Origin of the sequence: Pseudomonas sp. URIL14HWK12:I12 (assembly GCF_003097135.1) — a bacterium.
Taxonomy (GTDB): Bacteria; Pseudomonadota; Gammaproteobacteria; order Pseudomonadales; family Pseudomonadaceae; genus Aquipseudomonas.
Map to the genome: position 1 here is coordinate 82,159 of NZ_QEQL01000003.1, position 18,911 is coordinate 101,069.

Here is an 18,911-nt window from a genome sequence, read left to right on the forward strand (position 1 = left end):
GCCACTGTGTCGTTGCCTCCGGAACCCACGCGCCTGTTGCTGCTGGCCGAGCACACAGGCTGGGCCACTGCGCTGCACGAGTGCGTAGCCCTTTTGGGCGATGCCTATGTGCTGATCAGCGCGCCGAGCTGGCCGGCCGTCAGCAGCCTGTTTGCCAACGACTCCAACGCAGTGCTGTTGACCACCCCGGCCCTGCAACCTCAAGGCCCGGCCTGCGACATGGCCCAGGTGTTGCTGCTCGAAGCCGAGCCCGAGCACGCCCCGCCCGGGGTAGCCGACTGGCTGGTGCGTGACTGCCTGACCGGCGACACCCTGCGCCGCTGCCTGCGCCACGTACGCGAGCGCATTACGCTCGAAACCACGCTGCAACGCCTGGCCGAGGAAGACCCCCTTACCGGCATCGCCAACCGCCAAGGTTTCCAGGCGCTGCTTACCACGCACTTGGCCGCCAGTGATGGTCGAGGGCTGGCGCTCGGGCACCTGGACCTGGACAATTTCCGCCATGCCAACGACTCCCTTGGCCATCAGGCAGGAGACCGCCTGATCCGCCAGGTGGTGGCGCGGCTCAAGGCCGAGTTGGAGCCGTGTGACCAGCTGGCGCGGCTCGGTGGCGATGAGTTCGCGTTGCTCATCGACACCCGCGGCGAAGCTCAGCGTGCCGAACGGCTGGCCGAGCGCGTGGTCGAGGCGCTGGCAGAGCCCTATTGGATCGACGGCGAAAGCCTGCTGGTAGGCTGCAGCCTGGGCCTGGCCCACGGCCGGCCGCAGCTGGGCGCAGACCCCCTGATGTGGCATGCGCACATCGCGATGCGCCAGGCCAAGGGCATTCAAGGCTGCACCTTTCACGTGTTCAACGAGCACATCAACCGCAATGCCCGCAGCCTGGCCGACCTCGAAAGCGAGCTGCGCCGCGCCTTGCGCCGTGAAGAGCTGGAGCTGCATTACCAGCCGCGTCTTGATCTGGGCAGCGGCGAGATCGTCGGCCTCGAAGCCTTGGTGCGCTGGCGCCATGCCGAGCGTGGCCTGCTGCCGCCCAGCGAGTTCGTGCCGCTGGCCGAACAGAGCGGCTTGATCGTGCCGTTGGGCTACTGGGTGATTTCCCGGGCCTTGCATGACATGCAGCGGCTGGGGGAGGCGGGGATCGTTCCGATGCACATGGCGGTGAACCTGTCGTTCCGGCAGTTCCAGGACAGCCAATTGCTCTCCACCCTGAGCCGGTTGATCGAAGAGCGAGACATCGACGCGCGCTGGCTGGAGTTCGAGCTCACCGAAACCGCCGTGATGCGCCGTAGCGATCTGGTGCGCCAGACCATGGATGCGCTGGGCCGGCTGGGCGTGCGCTTCTCCCTGGACGACTTTGGCACCGGCTTTTCATCCTTCGTGCACCTGAACAGCCTGCCGATCACCTTGCTCAAGATCGACAAAAGCTTCGTGGCTGAAATCGAAACCCGCGAAGAGAACCGCAAGCTGGTGCACGCCATGGTCAACCTGGCGCATAACCTTCACCTGCAGGTGGTGGCCGAGGGCGTTGAAACCGCTGGCCAGCTGGGCTTGCTCAAGGAATTTGGCTGCGACCAGGTGCAGGGCTACCTGATCAGCCGGCCGCTGCCGATGGCGCAGCTGTTGCCGTATCTGCGCCAGGCGCGCGACGCTGCCAGCGCCTTATCCGCCGGATGAACCCGTAGCACAGGCTCGCAGCGGCGCAGGCAAGGCCTGCTGCCAGGCCCCACCATACGCCTTGGGCGCCCCAGCCGGCATGGAACGCCAGCCACCAGGCGGTGGGCGCACCGATCAGCCAATAGCAGCACAGGCCAATGAAAAAGGTCAGGCGGCTTTCCTTCAGGCCACGCAGCGCTCCCATGGCAATGGTTTGCACGCCATCGAACAGTTCGAACCAGGCAGCGATCGCCAGCAAGCTCATGGCCAGCGCGAACACCGGCGCGAATGCCGGGTCGCGGGCATCGATGAACAGGCCGATGATGGTGGCAGGGATCGCCCAGAACGCCGCCGCAAAACACAGCATGATCGCCGCACCGAAGCCGATACCGACCCAGCCCGCCTGGCGTGCCAGCCTCGGCGAGCCTGCACCGTAGTGATGGCCCACTCGCAGGGTAACGGCGTATGACAACCCTACCGGCACCATGAAGGCGACCGACACAATCTGCAGCGCGATCTGGTGAGCGGCCAGCTGCACGCTGCCCAGTGTGCCGATGCACAAGGCCGCGTAGGCGAACAGGCCGACTTCGACCGCATAGGTGCCACCAATGGGCAAGCCAAGATGCCAGAGCTCGCGAATGCTTGGCCAGTCCGGGCGCGCCAGCCCTCGGCCAATGCAATAACCGCGATAGGCAGGTGCCTTGGCCAGCAGCAGCCATAGTGCCCCGGCCATGGCATTGGCGACGATCGCCGTGACCAGCCCGATGCCCAGAAGGCCCAATTTCGGCAGCCCCATCCAGCCGTTGATCAGCGCCAGGTTCAGTACCGCATTGAGCCCGGCGCCCATCAGGCTGATGATCATCACCGGCCAGGCCTTGCCCACGGCACTGGTGAAACCGCGCAGCGCCATGAAGGTCATTGCACCGGGCAGCGCCAGAGGCAGCAGAAGCAGGAAGTGCCCAGCGTTCTCGACGTTTTCCGGGGTTTGCCCCAACGCCAGAAGCAGCGGTTTGAGGCTCCACAGCAGCAGCGCCCCTATGCCGGCCAGCAACCACGCCAGCCACAGACCGGCACGGGTCAGGCGCGCCACCCCTTCGGTATCCCCTGCGCCGTGGCGGATGGCGACCAGCGTCCCGACGGCCGCAATCACACCGAAACAGAAGATCGACACGAATGAATAGCTCGCAGCGCCCAGCCCGCCGCCGGCCAGGGCCTCGGGGCTCAGGCGGGCCATCATCAGCGTGTCGGTCAGCACCATGAGGATATGCGCGAGCTGGGAAGCCACCAAGGGGGCTGCCAGGCGCAGCAGCGCGAGCAGTTCGGAACGTTTGGTCAAAAGCATCTTGTTATCGTCGGGCAGGTGTATCGGGCAGGCCCCCGAGTCTGCGCCCGTCGCTTTGATGGCCGCAAGCGTTCGGAGCTGAATGCGGAATTATCAACTGTGCTGTACGAGCGTGCCACTTATCTCCGAGCGACCTGCTCAAGTATGATGCGCGCCCGCCGATGAAAGGACGATCTGGCGCCATTTCATCTATTCTCAAACTTTCGAGCCTTATTAGACCGGGCCCACCCGGCAGTTCGAACAGGAGCTATCGCCTTGAATAAGCCGCGTGCGCGTATTGCGTCACAATTGGGCTTGGCTTTGGCCGCCATATTATTGGTGGTCATCAGCCTGAGCACTCTCTTTGCCCTGCGTTCTCTGAACGCAGCTAACCTGGCCACGCGTGAGGACCACATGGCCAGCGAGGCCCGGCTGCTCGCCGACCAACTCGACACCTTCCAGAGCACCTTGCGCATCAGCACCCAGCGCCTGAGTGGGCTGTTCGAATCGCGCTTCGGTGCAGGTTTGGCTGTGCAGCCCGACCAGCCGGTAAGCGTGGCGGGTGTCATGACGCCCACACTGGCGCTGGGCGGGGCAGTGCTCAATAACGACACTGCCCTGGTGGACAACTTTCGCAAGATGACCGAGGGCGTGGCCACTGTTTTCGTACGCAGTGGCGATGAGTTCGTGCGTATCAGCACCTCGCTGACCAAGCAGGATGGCAGCCGCGCCATCGGCACCCAGCTCGACCATGCTCACCCGGCCTACCAGCGTTTGTTGGCGGGGCAGAGTTATGTAGGGGCGGCGCTGTTGTTCGGGCGGAACTACATGACCCAGTACACCCCCGTTCGCGACGCGGCCGGCAAGGTGATCGCTGTACTGTTCGTAGGTTTCGACTATACCGAAGCCCAGGCCGCCCAATTCGAGAAGCTCAAGCAGTTCCGCATCGGCCAGAGCGGCTCGCTGGCGCTGCTGGATGCGCAAAACCACTGGCTGGTGCCGCCGCTGGGGCCCCGAGAGCCAGAGATGGCTGCACAAACCCTGGCACCGCTGCTCAAGCAGCCGGGTGCCGGCAGTTTCTGGTCTGACGGCCAGGAAAGCTTCTACTCACTGGCCGAACCCTTTGCGGGCGGGCCGTGGAGCGTGGTCGCCACCATGCCCAAGGCCGAGCTCGATCAGGTTACGTGGGAGGTGGGTGAGCGCCTGGTGATCGGTAGCCTCATTGCAACGCTGATATCCGTAGGCATGGCGGTCTGGCTGCTGCGCAGGCGCCTGGCGCCGCTCAATGCCTTGCTCGCCCAGGCCGAGGCCTTGGGCAATGGCGACCTCAACGCGCGCTCCACGGTTGCCGGGCACGACGAAATTGCCCAACTGGGCCACAGCTTCAACCACATGGGCGAAGCGCTGGCTGACATGGTGCGGCACATCCGTGATGCCTCCGCGCAGGTCAATACCCGTGCCCGTGCCTTGAATGGGTTGGCCAGTGGCGCCTATGCCGGCATGGACCAGCAGTCAGGCGAAATCACCAGCATGGCGGGGGCGGTCGAGGAGTTCAGCGCTACGTCCCAGCACATTGCAAGCAACATGGCCAACACCGAGCGCGTTGCCCAGGAAAACACCGAGCACACCCGCGTGGGGCGTACGTCGATGGAGCAGGCTTCTTCGTCGCTGGAGCAGATCGCCGGTGCCCTGGGCGAAACCGCGCGAGTGATCGACACACTGGGCCAGCGCTCGCAGGAAATCGGTGGCATCGTCAGCGTGATCACTTCGATCGCCGAACAAACCAACCTGCTGGCCCTCAACGCGGCCATCGAAGCCGCCCGTGCCGGTGAGCAGGGCCGAGGGTTTGCAGTGGTCGCCGATGAAGTGCGCAGCCTGGCCGGGCGTACGCGGCAGGCTACCGACGAAATCTCCGGCATGATCGGCAGCATCCAGCAGCAAACCGCCCAGGCCGTGCAAACCATGGAACAGGGCAACGCGCTGATGCGCGAAGGGTTGGAGCGCAATGCCAAGGTCGCTGCCGCGCTTTCGAACATCGACCAGCAAAGCCGTGCGGCGGGCGAGCAGTTCGCCAGCATTGCCGCCGCCACTCACCAGCAGAGCAGCACCGCCACCGTGCTCAGCGCCAACCTGCAAAGCGTTGCACAAGTGAACGACGAGCAGCGCCAGGTGGTGTCGGAACTGGCACAGACTGCGAAGGAGCTCGAAGCGCTGGCCACCGACCTTGGCCGGGAAGTCGACCGCTTCCACGTAAGGGGTTGATGCGGCAGGCCCTGCCTGCCGCAGGCCGGGCCTCAGTGCTCCATGTCGATAACGATGCGGCCGTCGATCTTGCCGGCACGCATCTTGTCGAACACCTCGTTGATGTTCTCGAGTTTGTCGGCGGCGACGGTTGCCTTGACCTTGCCCTCGCCGGCAAAGTCCAGGGCCTCCTGCAGGTCCTGCCGAGTGCCTACGATCGAGCCGCGCACGGTGGTCCCGTTTAGCACCATGTCGAAAATCGACAGCGGGAAGTCCCCCGGCGGCAAGCCGTTCAGGGCGATGGTGCCACCCCGGCGGGTCATGCCCATCGCCTGCTCGAAGGCCTTGGGCGACACGGCCGTGACCAGTGCGCCGTGGGCGCCGCCGATCTGTTGCTTGAGGTATTTGGCCGGGTCCTGGTTGCGGGCGTTCACCGTCACTTCGGCGCCCAGGCGCTTGGCCAATGCCAGCTTGCTGTCGTCGATGTCCACGGCGGCCACGTTCATGCCCATGGCCTTGGCATATTGCACCGCCATGTGGCCCAGCCCCCCGATGCCCGACACCACCACCCATTGCCCTGGGCGGGTTTCAGTCATCTTCAGGCCTTTGTATACGGTTACCCCGGCACACAGGATGGGGGCAATTTCAAGAAAGCCCACGTTATCCGGTAGCCGGCCCACGTAGCCGGCGTCTGCCAGGGTGTATTCGGCGAAACCGCCGTTCACCGAATAGCCGGTGTTCTGTTGCGATTCGCAAAGCGTTTCCCACCCGCCCAGGCAGTGCTCGCAATGGCCGCAGGCTGAATACAACCATGGCACGCCTACGCGGTCGCCTTCCTTGACGTGCGTGACCCCGGCGCCGACGGCCACCACATGGCCTACACCCTCGTGGCCGGGGATGAACGGCGGGTTGGGCTTGACTGGCCAGTCCCCCTCGGCAGCATGCAGGTCGGTGTGGCACACCCCCGACGCCGCGACCTTGACCAGCACCTGGCCTGCGCCAGGCATGGGTACCGGCACTTCGCGGATGGCCAACGGTTCGCCAAAGGCATGGACCACGGCAGCTTTCATCGTCTTATTCATTGGGCTTTCCTTGAACAGAGTTGTTGTTTGGAAATACGCGCGTTCTGACGCGCCAATGCCCGAGCAATGCCGGGGCCAGTTCCGCCGAGGCCTGTAGGGCGGGGCTTTGCCGGAGCGCGGCCCCCGCTACGGGGCGCATCCGGTACAGCTCCTGGGGCAGAGTGTCCCGCTATTGCCACAGCGCTTGCATTGACCTGAAGCTGGAAAAAGGTTAATCAGCACGCCCAAACATGGCCGTGTTCGCAATGGCCTACGGAAAGCCTCAGCAAGGAGCCTCTCGTTCATGAGCAAGTCTGTTTCGATCATCGGTGGCGTTGTCGTCATCCTGGCCGGCGTCGCCTGTGGCGGTGCCTGGTACACCGGCACGCAGATCGAGCCGCTGCTGCGCACGGATATGGAGCGCAACAACCAGCAATTAGCCGAGGCCCTGGCCGGCAAAGACATCTCCGCTCGTATCGACCTCACCGGTTTCGAGCGCCGCTGGTTCTCCAGCACCGCCTACTACACCGCCACGTTCACCACCGCCAAGATCAACGAAGGCCAGCCCGTCGAGGTGCAGGTGCGTGCCGACATCGAGCATGGCCCGTTCCCCTGGTCGCGCGTGAGCAGCTTCAAGCTGTTGCCCGTGTTGGCCGGCGTGCACACCGAGATGGTCAATACGCCGCAAATGGCCGGCTGGTTCGCGCTCACCAAAGGCGTATCGCCGTTGCAGGCGCAGTCGACCATCGGCTACGACAAGAATGTGCAGACCACCCTGAAAGCGCAGCCCTTTACCTGGGAAAAAGACGACGCCACGCTGACGTTCTCTGGCGCGACCGCTGAGGGTACCGGTGACTTCGATGGCACCCGCCTGGATGCCAAGGGCGACATCGGCAGCTTCGACCTGAAGGCTCGCAGCGCAGACGGCCCGACCCACCTGCAGGCCAATAACATCACCTTCAAGACCGGCGGCATCAAGGGTGTGTCCGGCTTCTACCTGGGCAACAGTGAGATCCGTATCGGCGATATGGGCTTCGAGGTCCCAGGCAATGTGCCGCTGACGTTGAAGAACCTGGTCGGTGTCGGCTCGCTGGAAGAACTGGACGGCAAGCTCAAGGGCTCGGTCGACTACACACTGGAACAGGCCAGCATCGCCAACAAACCCGTTGGCAGCCTGCAGATGCGCTGGGCCTTCCGCGATTTCGACGCCAATGCCACGCGCGACCTGGTGGCCTTCTATAAGGCCAAGGTCGAGCCGCAGGCCGAAGAGGCCGCCAAGGCCGGCGAGCAGTTCGAGCTGCAACTGAGCGATGCGGACCAAGCCCAGTTGCAAGTGCTGCTGATGACGTTGCTAGAAGCCAAACCCCACATCGAGCTGGCGCCTTTGGGCCTGAAGACGACCAATGGCGAGAGCCACGTGAACCTGTCGGTCGACTTCGCCCGCCCGGCCAGCCCCGACCTGCCACCAGACCAACTGGTGCAGCAACTGGTCAGCCAGCTTGATCTCAAGGTTGCGGTCGCCAAGGCCACCATCCAGGACATCGTCACCCTGCAAGGCCAGCTTACCGGGCAAACCGACGCCGCGGCGCTGGCACGCAACGCCGAAGGCACCGCCAACATGCTGGCCGGCGTCGCTGCCATGCAAGGGGTGGCGCGGGTCGACGGCAATGACATCCGCAGTGACCTGCACTTCGAGAAGGGCATGGTCGACTTCAACGGCCAGAAGATGACCCTCGAACAATTCGTTAACTTCGTGATGAGCAAGTCAGGCCGTACGGCGCAGTAAACCGGTCGCGCGGGGCGGTACTGCCGCCCCTGCACGTTACCGCGTGTGGGACCGCATGCGTTGCGCGCGGGTTTGGCGCATCGCGCGGTAATCCCTCAGGCGCTGTCGCATTTCTCGATGGCGCCGGCTGTTGACCGCCAGAAGCCCCAGCAGCGCCAGCGCCAGCCCGCCCATGGCCATCTTCTGTTCGAGCCCCGAGCCGGCCTGCCACCAGGCGATCAGGTTCGCCCCGCCACTGAACAGCAGCAGGGTCACCAGAGCCTGGGTGCCCCACCTGAAGCCCCTTATCATCGCAAAGGTCGCCAGCGACCAGGCAAGGGCGCAGCCCATGAGCGTGAAGAACGGGGCTGCCAATTCATTTCTCGGCGCGTGGAGCAGGCCCAACAGGAAGTTGGCCGACACCAGAGACAAAACGCCGGCCACATACATCACGGCAAACACTGCGAAATGGCGTCGCAGGAACCTGCGCAGCTCCAGCCGTTGCTCGATCATTGCACCTCCTCGTACAGCGCCAGGGCAATGGAGTTGAGGTTGCCACTGGCGCCGCTGCCCACCAGCGAGAGCGCGCCGCCCAGCGAATCCTTGATCATGGTTTTGGTGGCATGGCGCAGCTCGGTGGGCGAATGGCGTACTGGCAAACGCCCAGCGCGCTGTTCCAGTTTCAACAGCTTGCCGGTGAGCGTAGGGTCCTTGATCTTGAGCAGTTCCTGGGTGAGCCGCTTGCGCTCGGCGCGGTTGAGCGTGCCCAGAATCGCCCGCCATGGCCGGCCGGTAGAAGCCTTGAGGGTGCGTACGTATTTGACGGTCGTGAGCGCCGAGCCGCCCGCACCGGCCAGCGACACCACGTCCAGGATCGACATGGTCGTGGTGTACCACTCGCTGTCGTCCAGGGCATCGTTGAAGCTGGGGTCGGCTACCTCCGCAGCAGTGCGTACGCCACCGGCAACGCATTGAAGCGTCGCCGCAGTGGCTGCCGCGCCCCCCAAGTAGGTCAGCGCCAGGCTGGCGCCGCCGGTGAACGGCACGGCCACCGTGCCGCTGAACACCACCAGCCAGCTCAGCACGGCGCCCGTGCACGACAACGCCATGTTGGCTGCCTCAACCACCAGGCGCGATTCGCGCGGGTTGTTTTCTACCTTCTGCACGAACTGCTGGGGCGAGGTGTAGCGCGGGGTGGCGCGCAGGATGATGCGTTTGGGCAGGATGCTGCAGATCGGCCTGAATTCACGCAGGGTGATGACATTGAACTCTTCGTCGATGAACACCACCCCGGCACCGACGATGCCGGGGTCGGCGTCGATGGCCGCGAACAGCTTGGGCAGGTTGAAGCGCGCCTCGGCACGGGCGCGTGCCATGCCGTTGAGAGGGGACAGGGAGTCGGGAAGTGCGGGCGGCACTGTGCAGGTCCTTGCTCAGTGGAATGAGCGAGGAAGTATCGGCGCTGTGCGGGGATCGCACAACCCAGAGGGCAGGCGCGCGGCTTGTCGCGCGCCTGCATCACCTGGCTTCAGATCTTGAAGCCATCTACCAGTTGCTTGAGCCGCCCAGCTTGCTGCGACAGCGCCGCGCAATCACCCAGGGTGGCGTTGAGGTTGGCCACGCCCTGTTGGTTCAGGGTGTTGATGTGGGTGACGTCCACATTGAGCGTTTCCACCACGCTGCTCTGCTCTTCGGTGGCGGCCGCGACCGACTGGTTCATGCCGTCGATCTGGCCGATGCGCTGGGTCACTTCCTGCAAGCGCTCGCCGGCCTGGTTGGCCACCTCCATGCTCGACTGGCTGGAGGCCTGGCTCTGGTTCATCGTCTCGACCGCTTCCTGGGAGCCGGCCTGCAGCTCGCCAATCATGCCGTGGATTTCGTCGGCCGATTGCTGGGTGCGGTGCGCCAGGTTGCGTACCTCATCGGCGACCACTGCAAAACCGCGCCCGGCGTCACCGGCACGGGCCGCCTCGATGGCCGCATTGAGTGCCAGCAGGTTGGTTTGCTGGGAGATGCCTTTGATCACATCGAGGATCTGCCCGATGTTGTCGGTGCTGGCGTTAAGCTTTTCGATATGGATGCACGAATCACTGATCTTCGCCGACAGCGAGGTCATCGCCTGCAGGGTCTGCTCAACCACCGACCGGCCTGCCTCGGCCTGGTGGCGCGCGCCGCTAGCCTGGCTTGAGGCGTCGGAGGCATTACGGGCGATTTCCTGGGCAGCGGCGCCCAGCTCGTTGATCGCGGCAGCCACACTGCTGGTGCGTGCGCTTTGCTCATCGAAACCGATGATCGAAGCATTGGACGACTCCACGACCCGTTGCGAGAGGTCGTGCACCTGGCGAGTGGCCGAAGACACCTCCTTGATCGAGGCGTGCACACGCTCCACGAACTGGTTGAAAGCGCCGCCCAGCTGGGCAAATTCGTCATTGCCCTGAATCTGCAGGCGGCGGGTGAGGTCGCCTTCGCCCTGGGCGATGTCCTGCATGGCACGGCCCATGTCGGTCAACGGGCGCATCAGTGCGCGGATCAGCAAGCTCAGCAGTATCGCGATCAAACCGACGGCGATAACCATCGCCGCCAGCGCAGAGCTGCGGAACTGGCGCAGAGGTGCGTAGGCTTTTTCAGCGTCGATCGACAGGCCGATGTACCACTGCGCCCCCGGCAGGCCTTCCACCGGGGTGAACGACAACAGGCGCTGCTCGCCGCCGAGTGTCACCCCGTGCAGGGGCCGATCCAGGGTAATGACCTGGCCGGGGTATATATCCTTGAGGTTCTTCAGCACCTGGGTTTTGTCCGGGCTGACGATCACCTGGCCATCGGCGCTTACCAGGAACGCATAGCCTATACCGCCGAAGTCTACGGAGTTGATCATCTTGACCAGGGTGTCGAGGCTTACGTCGCCACCGGCCACGCCCACCACCTTGCCGTTTTCGCGGATCGGGCTTGCCACGGTCACCACCAGGCCACCCACGGAGGCCTGGTATGGCGCGCTGATGATCGCCTTGTCGGCTTCTACCGTGCTGGTGTACCAAGGCCGCTTGCGGGGGTCGTAGCCGGCCGGCATCTCGACGTTCGGGCGCTGGGTGAATACACCCTTGTCATCACCCACATAGGTGAACTGGAAGGTAGAGGTCAGGCTAGGCTGGCCGATCAGCGTGCCCAGATCACTGTGCACGCCTTGCGCCGCCACGTTTTGCTGCAGGTTGTTCAGCAACAGCACGCGGCCGCCCAGCCAATGCTGAATGCTGGTGGCAGTGAGCTCTCCAGCCTGGCTGACCGAGGCTTCGAGGTTCTGATCGATGGTCTTGCGCTGAAGGTAGTCGTTGTAGAACGTGAACAAGGCAAAAGCCACGATCACTACCGCGGAAGCGGCCAGCAGGATCTTGTGACGAAATTTAAGCGTCATAGGAGGCACTCGATGGTTGTTTTAAAGCCCGGCCGGTCTATCTCGCCGGTTGTAGAGTCAGGCGCATCGGTGTTTTCGGCTGGCTAAAACCTTTCTTTAACGCTTTGACCGGTATTGGACGAGCGGTGCACGCTGGAAGCGTTTTATTCAAAATTGGAACATTTTGCATAAGCTAATATGCAAATATTGCATTATAAAACCCGGCCTCTGCGTTAACATCCGGTGCGTTGGCCTGCTGCGGCAGGCATCATTTCCGGCGAGACCGCGCGTGCGGATCGGCCCACTTTGCCTGTGAAGGTATCTGGAGGCGATTCGTGCGATATTTCAAACAGCTGGCCGCTGGCCTTGCTTTGGTTGGCCTGAGCGCCAGCGCCGTGGCCGAAACCCTGGTGGTTGGCGACCAGAGTTACAACGCCCGCGCAGTGATGGAAGCCGCCGGTGTGCTGGCCGACCTGCCCTACACCCTGGAATGGAAGCAGTTCACCGCAGGCTCGCCGGTCGCCGAAGCCCTGAACGTGGGCAGCCTCGACATCGGCCTGCTGGGCGATGCGCCACCGCTGTTTCTCGGGGCACTCGGTGCGCCGATCAAGGTGATCGGGGTCAGCCAGCAAAGCCGCCAGGGCGTTGCGATCCTGGTGCGCAAGGGGTCCGATATCCACAGCCTGCAAGACCTGCGGGGCAAGCGTGCGGCGATCTGGAAGGGCTCCTGGAGCCAGCAGTTGCTGCTGACCGCCCTGGACAACGCCGGGGTACCGCGCGATACCGTGCAATACAGCTACCTCAGCGCCCTGGACGCTTCCCATGCACTGGACGGCGGCTCGGTCGACGTGATCGCGACCTGGGAACCCTACGTTACCCAGCAGGAGCGCCAAGGTGCGCGGGTACTGGCCACGGCCGAGGGGTTGATCCCGGCGCAGAGCTTCGTGGTGGCCAACAACGCGGCCATCAAGGATAAACGTGCACCTATCGAAGACTTCCTCAAGCGCCTGCGCAAGGCCCGCGACTGGGCCCTGAGCGACCCGGCGCATACCGCCGCCTACGCCGAGGCCTGGGCCAAGAGCAGCCGTGCCGACAGCGAGATCGCACGTATCTGGTTCGCCCGCGCGCAAACCGATGTTGCTGCCCCTACAGCCGAAACGGTAGCCAACGCTCAGAAGACCGTGGATTTCTTCGCAGGGCTCGGCCTGATCAAAACCTACTCGGCCGCTGGGCTGTTCGATACGTCCTTTGCAGGCGCACTGGCCGGCAGCCAGGAGAAGCACCCATGAGCAAACGGCAGATCAAGCTGGGCGCGTTGACCATGGGCTGCGGCGGCCCGGGGCGGCATAACCTGTGGCTGGACCCGGAACTGCCCGCCGACGCCAGCGTGAACATCGACTGGTACGTGAGCATCGCCCAGCAGGCCGAGGCGGCGCTGTTCGACCTGATCTTCATCGTCGACAGCCAGTTCATCACCCCCGGCTCACCCTCGCACTACCTCAACCGCCTGGAACCGCTCACCCTGCTCTCGGCCTTGGCGATGGCCACTCGCAACCTGGGCTTGGTGGGCACGCTCACCACCTCCTATAACACCCCCTTCAACGTTGCACGCCGGCTGGCGTCGCTCGATTTGATCAGCAAGGGCCGCGCCGGCTGGAACGTCGTCACCAGCGCAGACGCAGGCACCGCCGGCAACTACAGCCGCGACGAGCACTACGACTACGACACCCGCTACGGCCGTGCCGCCGAGCATGTGAAAGTGGTGCAGGGGCTCTGGCAGTCCTATGAGGATGACGCCTTCGTGCGCGACCGCACCACCGGGCAGTTCTTCGACCCCACCAAATTGCATGCGCTGAACCACAAGGGCGAGCATTTTCAGGTCGCCGGCCCGCTGAACATTCAGCGCTCGCCGCAAGGCCAGCCGGTGATCTTCCAGGCGGGTGATTCGGAGCAAGGCCGCGAGCTGGGCGCCGCCACGGCGGATGTGATCTTCACCCACGCCGCCAGCATCGAGCAGGGCCAGGCGTTCTATCGCGACGTCAAAGGCCGCGCTGAACGCCTGGGCCGAGACCCCGAGCAACTGCTGGTGCTGCCGGGGGCGGAAATCTATGTGGGCGACACCGACGAGCACGCCCGCGAGATCGAGCGGCATTACCACCAGGCCGATCACAGTTTCGAGCTCGCGCTCAAGGAATTCGGCCGCAACTTCGGCTGGTACGACTTCAGCCAGTACGACCTCGATGCACCGTTCCCCCAGCAGAGCCTGGAAGCCGCGCGCAGCAGCTTTTTCACCAATGCCAAACGCATCGCCGACCAGGCTCGGGAAAAGGGCTTCACCTTGCGCCAGGCCGTGGAGTTCGGGCGCCAGTTACGCCCCGGGGCATTTGTGGGCAGTGCCTCGACGGTGGCCGAAAAGATGGCCGCTTGGTTCGAGGCGCGCGCGGTCGATGGCTTCAATATCTATATCGGCCACCCTGAGCAGTTCCGGCGCTTTACGCAGGAGGTCGTGCCGTTGCTGCAGGCCCGGGGCCTGTACCGCACAGCTTATGAAGGGACCACCTTGCGTGACAGCCTGGGGCTTAGGCGCTGACCAGGCTCCCAGGCCTGCGACGGCTCTATTCAGCCATCTCCACGCTAGGCGATAGCCAATGGCTTACACGCTGTGGTGGCAATGTCCACTATTGCAGGAGCGGCCCAGGCCCTAATCTACACCTACCCAACGCGCTGTCACGGATTGCAGCGCGACGATCACGGATGGTCGACCATGGCCAGGAGGCTGCCGGCAGGATGCTGGGATGGTAATGGGCACAGAACCCGCTTCGGCGGGTTTTTTTGTGGCCGCGATTTATGCCACTGAGCAGGCTCAGCGCATTGCCTGCCAGCTCACGGGGCCTCAGGCGGCAACCACTGCGAACCGCCATACCGCCGGCGCAGCCACGTTGCCGGCCACATTACCAGGCTCAGCACCGCCAGGTATTCCACGAAGCGAAAGGGCGACACGATCCAACCGCTCAACTCGCGCACCACCTCACCGTGGGCATCGATGAAGCGGAATTCGTAGTTCACGGCCGTAGTGCCCGCAGCGTGGCTCACCAGTTCGTGGGCCCGCAACACTGCTCCGGCGGGCGCGAACACCCATTCCAGCGGCAGGTTGTAGAGCGGGTTGCCGCGCATGTCGAGAAACATCCCCAGAAAAGCGAAGTACACGATCAGCACAGCGACTGGAATGGGTTTATCCCAACTGAGCCGGGCCTTCCAGACAACCAGGCAGAACACCAGCAGCAACGCACCGCTGGCAAAGCCGTCGATGAAGGTTATGCCTTGGAAGAACCCGAAGAGGGCCAGGCCGATCAGGCCCATGCAGGCCATGCCGACAATAGCGACCAGAAAGATGGTCAGGACGGTGAAGAGGGCGGAGCGCTGCTTGGGTGTGTTCATGGGGCTAATCTAGCGTGTAGAGGTGACTTAGGGTTTCGGTTGGCGCGGCGATGATTGTGAATGGCGGCCAGCCGTGGCGATGATCAAGGGCAGTGGGCTTCGGCGCCCTTGCAGGAGGCAGGATGAAACTTGAGATACGCCGTGCCTTACCCGAGGACGCTGCCCCCATCAGCCGCATCGTGATCGCCGCCTTGCGCCGCTCGAATTCGGCGGATTACCCCGCAGAGGTCATCGCCCAAGTGGAGCGAAATTTCACGCCGCAGGCGGTAGGCCAGCGGTTGAGCACGCGAACCGTTTTCGTGGCCTCGCTCAATGGCCGGGCCGTGGGCACCGCGAGCCTGGAAGGGCGTGTAGTCAGAAGCGTGTTCGTCGACCCGGACTGTCACAGGCAAGGCATTGGCCGGTCGCTTATGCAGGCCGTTCACGCTTTTGCGGCGAATTCGGGGGTAAGCCGGCTGAGCGTTCCGTCTTCCATTACGGCGCAGGGCTTTTACGAAGCGCTGGGTTATGCGGCGGTTCGTGAAGTGTGCCGCGAAGGCGAGCGTACCCTCGTTATGGAAGTTAGGCTGGGGCCGGCTGAAGGCTGAGCGAACGTGCGGAGAAGGCCCAGAAAAAGCAAAAGGCCCAGGTATGTGACCTGAGCCTTCTTGAGATGGCGCACTCGGCGGGATTCGAACCCACGACCCCTGCCTTCGGAGTCCTAGAAGTCGGCGTTTAGAAACAATACGTTAGCCGATATTAGCTTGCTGATCAACGAGTTAGGTTAGCTCGTGTTAGCTCGATTTCGCCGTGATTAGTGGGCTGAGTGTGGCAAATTTGTGGCAATGCTTGCCAGCGGATGTCTTCGAGGCGTTTGGCTCATTACTAGAAGTGTCTAGCGCCTCGCCAACTGAGGTTGATTGGGCTTGCCACAGGGATCTAGCATTTTTCTAGCTCGCTGATTCTCTGAGCGTAGCCGCCCTATCCGGCGCGGAGACACGGTTTTCTGCCGCTTGGCCAGTGGTAGCGCTATGTAGCTAGATGGCAGGAGTAGGGCCTAACCGCTTGATTCATTCAAGCTAAACTAGCGTTTTTGCGAGCGATTCTTGGAGCTCCAGCGTGAACACGGAAAACCATTCTCAAACTGCCGCTTTTCTCTGGTCGATTGCCGACCTGCTACGTGGTGACTTCAAGCAGTCCCAGTACGGTCGCATCATTCTGCCGTTCACGCTGCTGCGGCGGATGGAATGCGAGCTTGCGCCCACTAAGGATGAGGTCATCAAACAGACCTTCGCACACGAAGGCCGCCCGGATACCGTGCGTGAGATGTTCCTGCGCCGCGCTACTGGACACTTACAGTTCTTCAACGCCTCGCCGCTGACTCTCGCCACGCTGTCCAACACCCAGACCGCCGCCGACCTGACGAGCTACGTACAGGCCTTTAGCACGGATGCGCGCGATATCTTCGAGCACTTCCACTTCGAGGGTTTCGTCCAGCAACTGGCCCGCGCCAACCTGCTGTACCAGGTAGTACAGCGCTTCGCTGCTACCGATCTAAGCCCTGAGCGCATCAGCAACTTCGGCATGGGCCTCATCTTCGAAGAGCTGATCCATAAATTCTCTGAAAGCTCCAACGAAACCGTTGGGGAGCACTTCACCCCGCGCGACATCGCGCGCCTCACTACCTCTCTAGTGATCACTGAGCAGGACGGCAAGCTTGCCCCGAACAGCATCGTCACTATCTATGACCCAACTGCCGGCACCGGTGGCTTTCTGTCTGAAGGCAACGGATATATCCAGTCCATTAGTAATAAAGTCACCGTTTCCCTCTACGGCCAAGACATCAACTCCGAGTCTTACGCCATCTGCAAAGCGAACATGCTGATCAAGGGGCAAGACATCACTAGCGTTAAGCTCGGCAATACCCTGTCCAACGATCAGCTAGCCGAAAAGAGTTTCGATTTCATGCTTAGCAACCCTCCATTCGGCGTGGAGTGGAAGAAGATTCAGAAGCAGATCACCGACGAATATACGGAAAAGGGATTCGATGGTCGCTTTGGACCAGGTCTGCCGCGCGTGTCCGATGGCTCGCTTCTGTTCCTCCTGCACCTAGTGAGCAAGATGCGCGATCCACGCGATGGTGGTTCACGCATTGGTATCATTCTCAACGGATCGCCAATGTTTACCGGCGGCGCGGGCTCAGGCGAATCGGAAATTCGCCGCTACCTGCTGCAGAACGATCTGGTCGAAGCTGTCGTCGCGTTGCCTGCCGATATGTTCTACAACACCAGTATCGCTACCTATCTTTTAGTGATGTCCAACCGTAAGAGCGCTGACCGCATAGGTAAGGTGCAGCTTATCGACGCCAGTACCATTTATGCGCCCATGCGAAAGAGTATAAGGAACAAGCGTAAATTCTTTGCCGAAGAGCAAGTTGCCGAAATCATAAAGTTGTACGAGGCTTTTAAGGATGGATCGAATAGCAAGATCCTGTTCAATACAGAACTAGGCTATCAGTCTATAACTATAGAGCGCCCGTTGCGCTTGAGTTTCTCCGTAACGCCAACAAAGCTAGCCGCCTACGAGAGGTTTAAAGGATCCGAGCAGGTGGAACTACTTGGCAAGGTAAAAGGATGGTTCGATAATTTTCCAGATTTCCTGATAGCTGCTGGCATCAAAAGCCTTACCCAAGGCGCGGAAAAAGCAGTGTTAGCCTGCTTTGGTGAGCGCGATCCTAATGCCAAGCCAATGCTGAAAAATAACGGTGAATTTATTGCTGATATCTACGGGCGAAAGTTAGTGAGCGTGCCGTTAAGTCAATCTGTTGAAGATTATTTTGATAGGGAGATTAGGCCGTACGCAGAGGACTCTTGGCTTGCTCCGCCATCTGGTGATAAAACTGACAGAAAAATTGGAATTATTGGATATGAAATAAACTTCAATAGATTTAAAGTGCAAGGCCAGATTGAACGCCTTGAGTCACAATATAAGAGCTATTCTTCTTCAAGTTTGGGGCATCTTGCAATGGCAGTAATTGATGGCGGAAGAGTGGAACAGCTTTTACATCGTGAAAACTCTTTGTATTTTAATAAAAAAGGTTCGCCAAGAGTAAAATCTGTCCTTAATGTTGATTCAAAATCGCATAAGGATTATATTCAAGTTGTAATTGGGAAGGAGGCAGTAGCGGATTACATTGTGACTTTCTTCCATTCAGAGCTTGGTGCGTTATGCCTGGCGGCATGCATGCAGGGTGTAACAGTGAAATATTTTAGGTCTGATGATCTGGATCGTATTGTTGTGGCGCTCCCAAGTCTAGATGAGCAAAAGGAAATTGTTAATACTTCGAGAAAGTTGAAATCTCTAAAAGAGGCTATTGAAAGATTTGATAGCGAGGTGGCCTTGAACCCTACAAGTTCAAGTTCACTTAATCATAGACTTGACGGGATGCTAGAGGTTATAGGTCGCTTGACGGTTGAGGATAAAATAAGAAATATAATTCGGATGGGTGAGACGGATGTGACGGAACTCAAGTCGTCATTTAGTCTTGATATAAAAAAACAAGAAAAGGCGGACTATATTGAGGATGCATCACTCAAAACAGTCGTCGCTTTCTTAAATACCGACGGTGGGTCCCTCTTGATCGGTGTTTCAGATGATGGTGAGCTTCTTGGGTTGAATGATGAGATAAATCGATTCCATAAGGGGAGCAAAGATAAATTTCTTTTGTACTTTAAAAATAAATTGAAAAGCAGGGTGGGTGAACAATACTACCCGTTCATTTCAACTAAGCTTGTTATCTTGGATGGAAAGAATGTTTTGTGGATTGATTGCAAGTCGTCGGTAAATCCGTGTTATCTCTATGGTCAGGATTTTTACGTTAGAACCAATCCTGCAACAGATAAGCTGGAGGGGCCTAAGCTTGTTGAATATGTAAAAAATCATTTTGGTTATTGATTTAAAGCATGCCGAAAGGCTTGCTAGTTTGGCGAGTTATTTAATGTCGGGTCGTGTGTGTTATAATTAATGCGGCCGGTTAGTCTCGCTTGGCTTAGTCAGATGTTT

General features: G+C 61.0%; 12 protein-coding genes and 3 pseudogenes. 9 read left to right on the plus strand and 6 right to left on the minus strand.

The annotated features are described in order from the left end of the window. Positions 1-6 precede the first annotated feature (6 nt). A complete protein-coding gene (locus F474_RS10500; protein ID WP_097084354.1) occupies positions 7-1,677 on the plus strand; it encodes a bifunctional diguanylate cyclase/phosphodiesterase in 1,671 nt (556 codons plus the stop codon). On the opposite strand, the gene F474_RS10505 is transcribed toward F474_RS10500, so the two are convergent. Next, on the minus strand, positions 1,595-2,998 hold the full coding sequence (locus F474_RS10505) for a NorM family multidrug efflux MATE transporter (protein ID WP_097084355.1): 1,404 nt from the start codon (positions 2,996-2,998) through the stop codon (positions 1,595-1,597). The two genes, F474_RS10500 and F474_RS10505, sit on opposite strands and share 83 nt — an antisense overlap. Positions 2,999-3,316: 318 nt before the next feature. On the opposite strand from F474_RS10505, the pseudogene F474_RS23250 reads away from it, so the two are divergent. Both F474_RS23250 and F474_RS23255 read left to right on the plus strand, forming a co-directional pair. Beyond that, positions 3,317-4,375 (plus strand): annotated as a pseudogene (locus F474_RS23250) (Cache 3/Cache 2 fusion domain-containing protein); the annotation flags it as partial. Between the two features lie 132 nt (positions 4,376-4,507). Next, a complete protein-coding gene (locus tag F474_RS23255) occupies positions 4,508-5,239 on the plus strand; it encodes a methyl-accepting chemotaxis protein (protein ID WP_371916135.1) in 732 nt (243 codons plus the stop codon). A gap of 32 nt (positions 5,240-5,271) precedes the next feature. Here the strand turns inward: F474_RS23255 and adhP are convergent, their stop codons facing one another. Next, positions 5,272-6,300, minus strand: a complete 1,029-nt coding sequence (adhP, locus tag F474_RS10515; protein ID WP_097084357.1) for an alcohol dehydrogenase AdhP — start codon at positions 6,298-6,300, stop codon at positions 5,272-5,274. A gap of 283 nt (positions 6,301-6,583) precedes the next feature. Between adhP and F474_RS10520 the strand changes: the two genes are divergently transcribed. Then, positions 6,584-8,065, plus strand: a complete 1,482-nt coding sequence (locus F474_RS10520) for a YdgA family protein (protein WP_097084358.1) — start codon at positions 6,584-6,586, stop codon at positions 8,063-8,065. Positions 8,066-8,101: 36 nt separating this feature from the next. Here F474_RS10520 and F474_RS10525 read toward each other — a convergent pair whose 3' ends face one another. The 3 genes from F474_RS10525 to F474_RS10535 all read right to left on the minus strand — a co-directional run bounded on the left by F474_RS10525 (position 8,102) and on the right by F474_RS10535 (position 11,453). Continuing rightward, positions 8,102-8,557 (minus strand): hypothetical protein, encoded by a 456-nt coding sequence (locus F474_RS10525; RefSeq protein WP_097084359.1) that lies wholly within the window; start codon positions 8,555-8,557, stop codon positions 8,102-8,104. Continuing rightward, positions 8,554-9,420 carry an NAD synthetase gene (locus F474_RS10530; RefSeq protein WP_097084768.1) on the minus strand — a complete coding sequence of 289 codons (867 nt, stop codon included), beginning with the start codon at positions 9,418-9,420 and terminating at the stop codon, positions 8,554-8,556. Before F474_RS10530 ends, F474_RS10525 begins: the two co-directional genes overlap by 4 nt. A gap of 152 nt (positions 9,421-9,572) precedes the next feature. After that, entirely contained in the window at positions 9,573-11,453 is a 1,881-nt protein-coding gene (locus tag F474_RS10535) for a methyl-accepting chemotaxis protein (RefSeq protein WP_097084360.1), read from the minus strand. Between the two features lie 314 nt (positions 11,454-11,767). Between F474_RS10535 and F474_RS10540 the strand changes: the two genes are divergently transcribed. Both F474_RS10540 and F474_RS10545 read left to right on the plus strand, forming a co-directional pair. Further along, positions 11,768-12,721 (plus strand): ABC transporter substrate-binding protein, encoded by a 954-nt coding sequence (locus F474_RS10540; protein WP_097084361.1) that lies wholly within the window; start codon positions 11,768-11,770, stop codon positions 12,719-12,721. Continuing rightward, positions 12,718-14,022: an LLM class flavin-dependent oxidoreductase gene (locus F474_RS10545; protein ID WP_097084362.1), complete on the plus strand. Its 1,305-nt coding sequence runs from the start codon at positions 12,718-12,720 to the stop codon at positions 14,020-14,022. The genes F474_RS10540 and F474_RS10545 overlap by 4 nt, the downstream gene beginning before the upstream one ends. A 293-nt stretch (positions 14,023-14,315) precedes the next feature. Here F474_RS10545 and F474_RS10550 read toward each other — a convergent pair whose 3' ends face one another. Beyond that, the gene (locus F474_RS10550) at positions 14,316-14,870 is read right to left on the minus strand and encodes a hypothetical protein (RefSeq protein ID WP_097084363.1); all 555 of its coding nucleotides are present in this window, start codon (positions 14,868-14,870) and stop codon (positions 14,316-14,318) included. Positions 14,871-14,992: 122 nt separating this feature from the next. Here F474_RS10550 and F474_RS10555 point away from each other — a divergent pair, with 122 nt between their 5' ends. From F474_RS10555 to F474_RS22945, 3 genes and pseudogenes are all read left to right on the plus strand, one after another. Then, on the plus strand, positions 14,993-15,457 hold the full coding sequence (locus F474_RS10555) for a GNAT family N-acetyltransferase (RefSeq protein WP_097084364.1): 465 nt from the start codon (positions 14,993-14,995) through the stop codon (positions 15,455-15,457). Positions 15,458-15,968: 511 nt separating this feature from the next. Continuing rightward, positions 15,969-17,406, plus strand: a pseudogene (locus tag F474_RS22940) (N-6 DNA methylase); the annotation flags it as partial. Between the two features lie 962 nt (positions 17,407-18,368). After that, positions 18,369-18,803: pseudogene (locus F474_RS22945) on the plus strand (helix-turn-helix domain-containing protein); the annotation flags it as partial. Positions 18,804-18,911 lie beyond the last annotated feature (108 nt).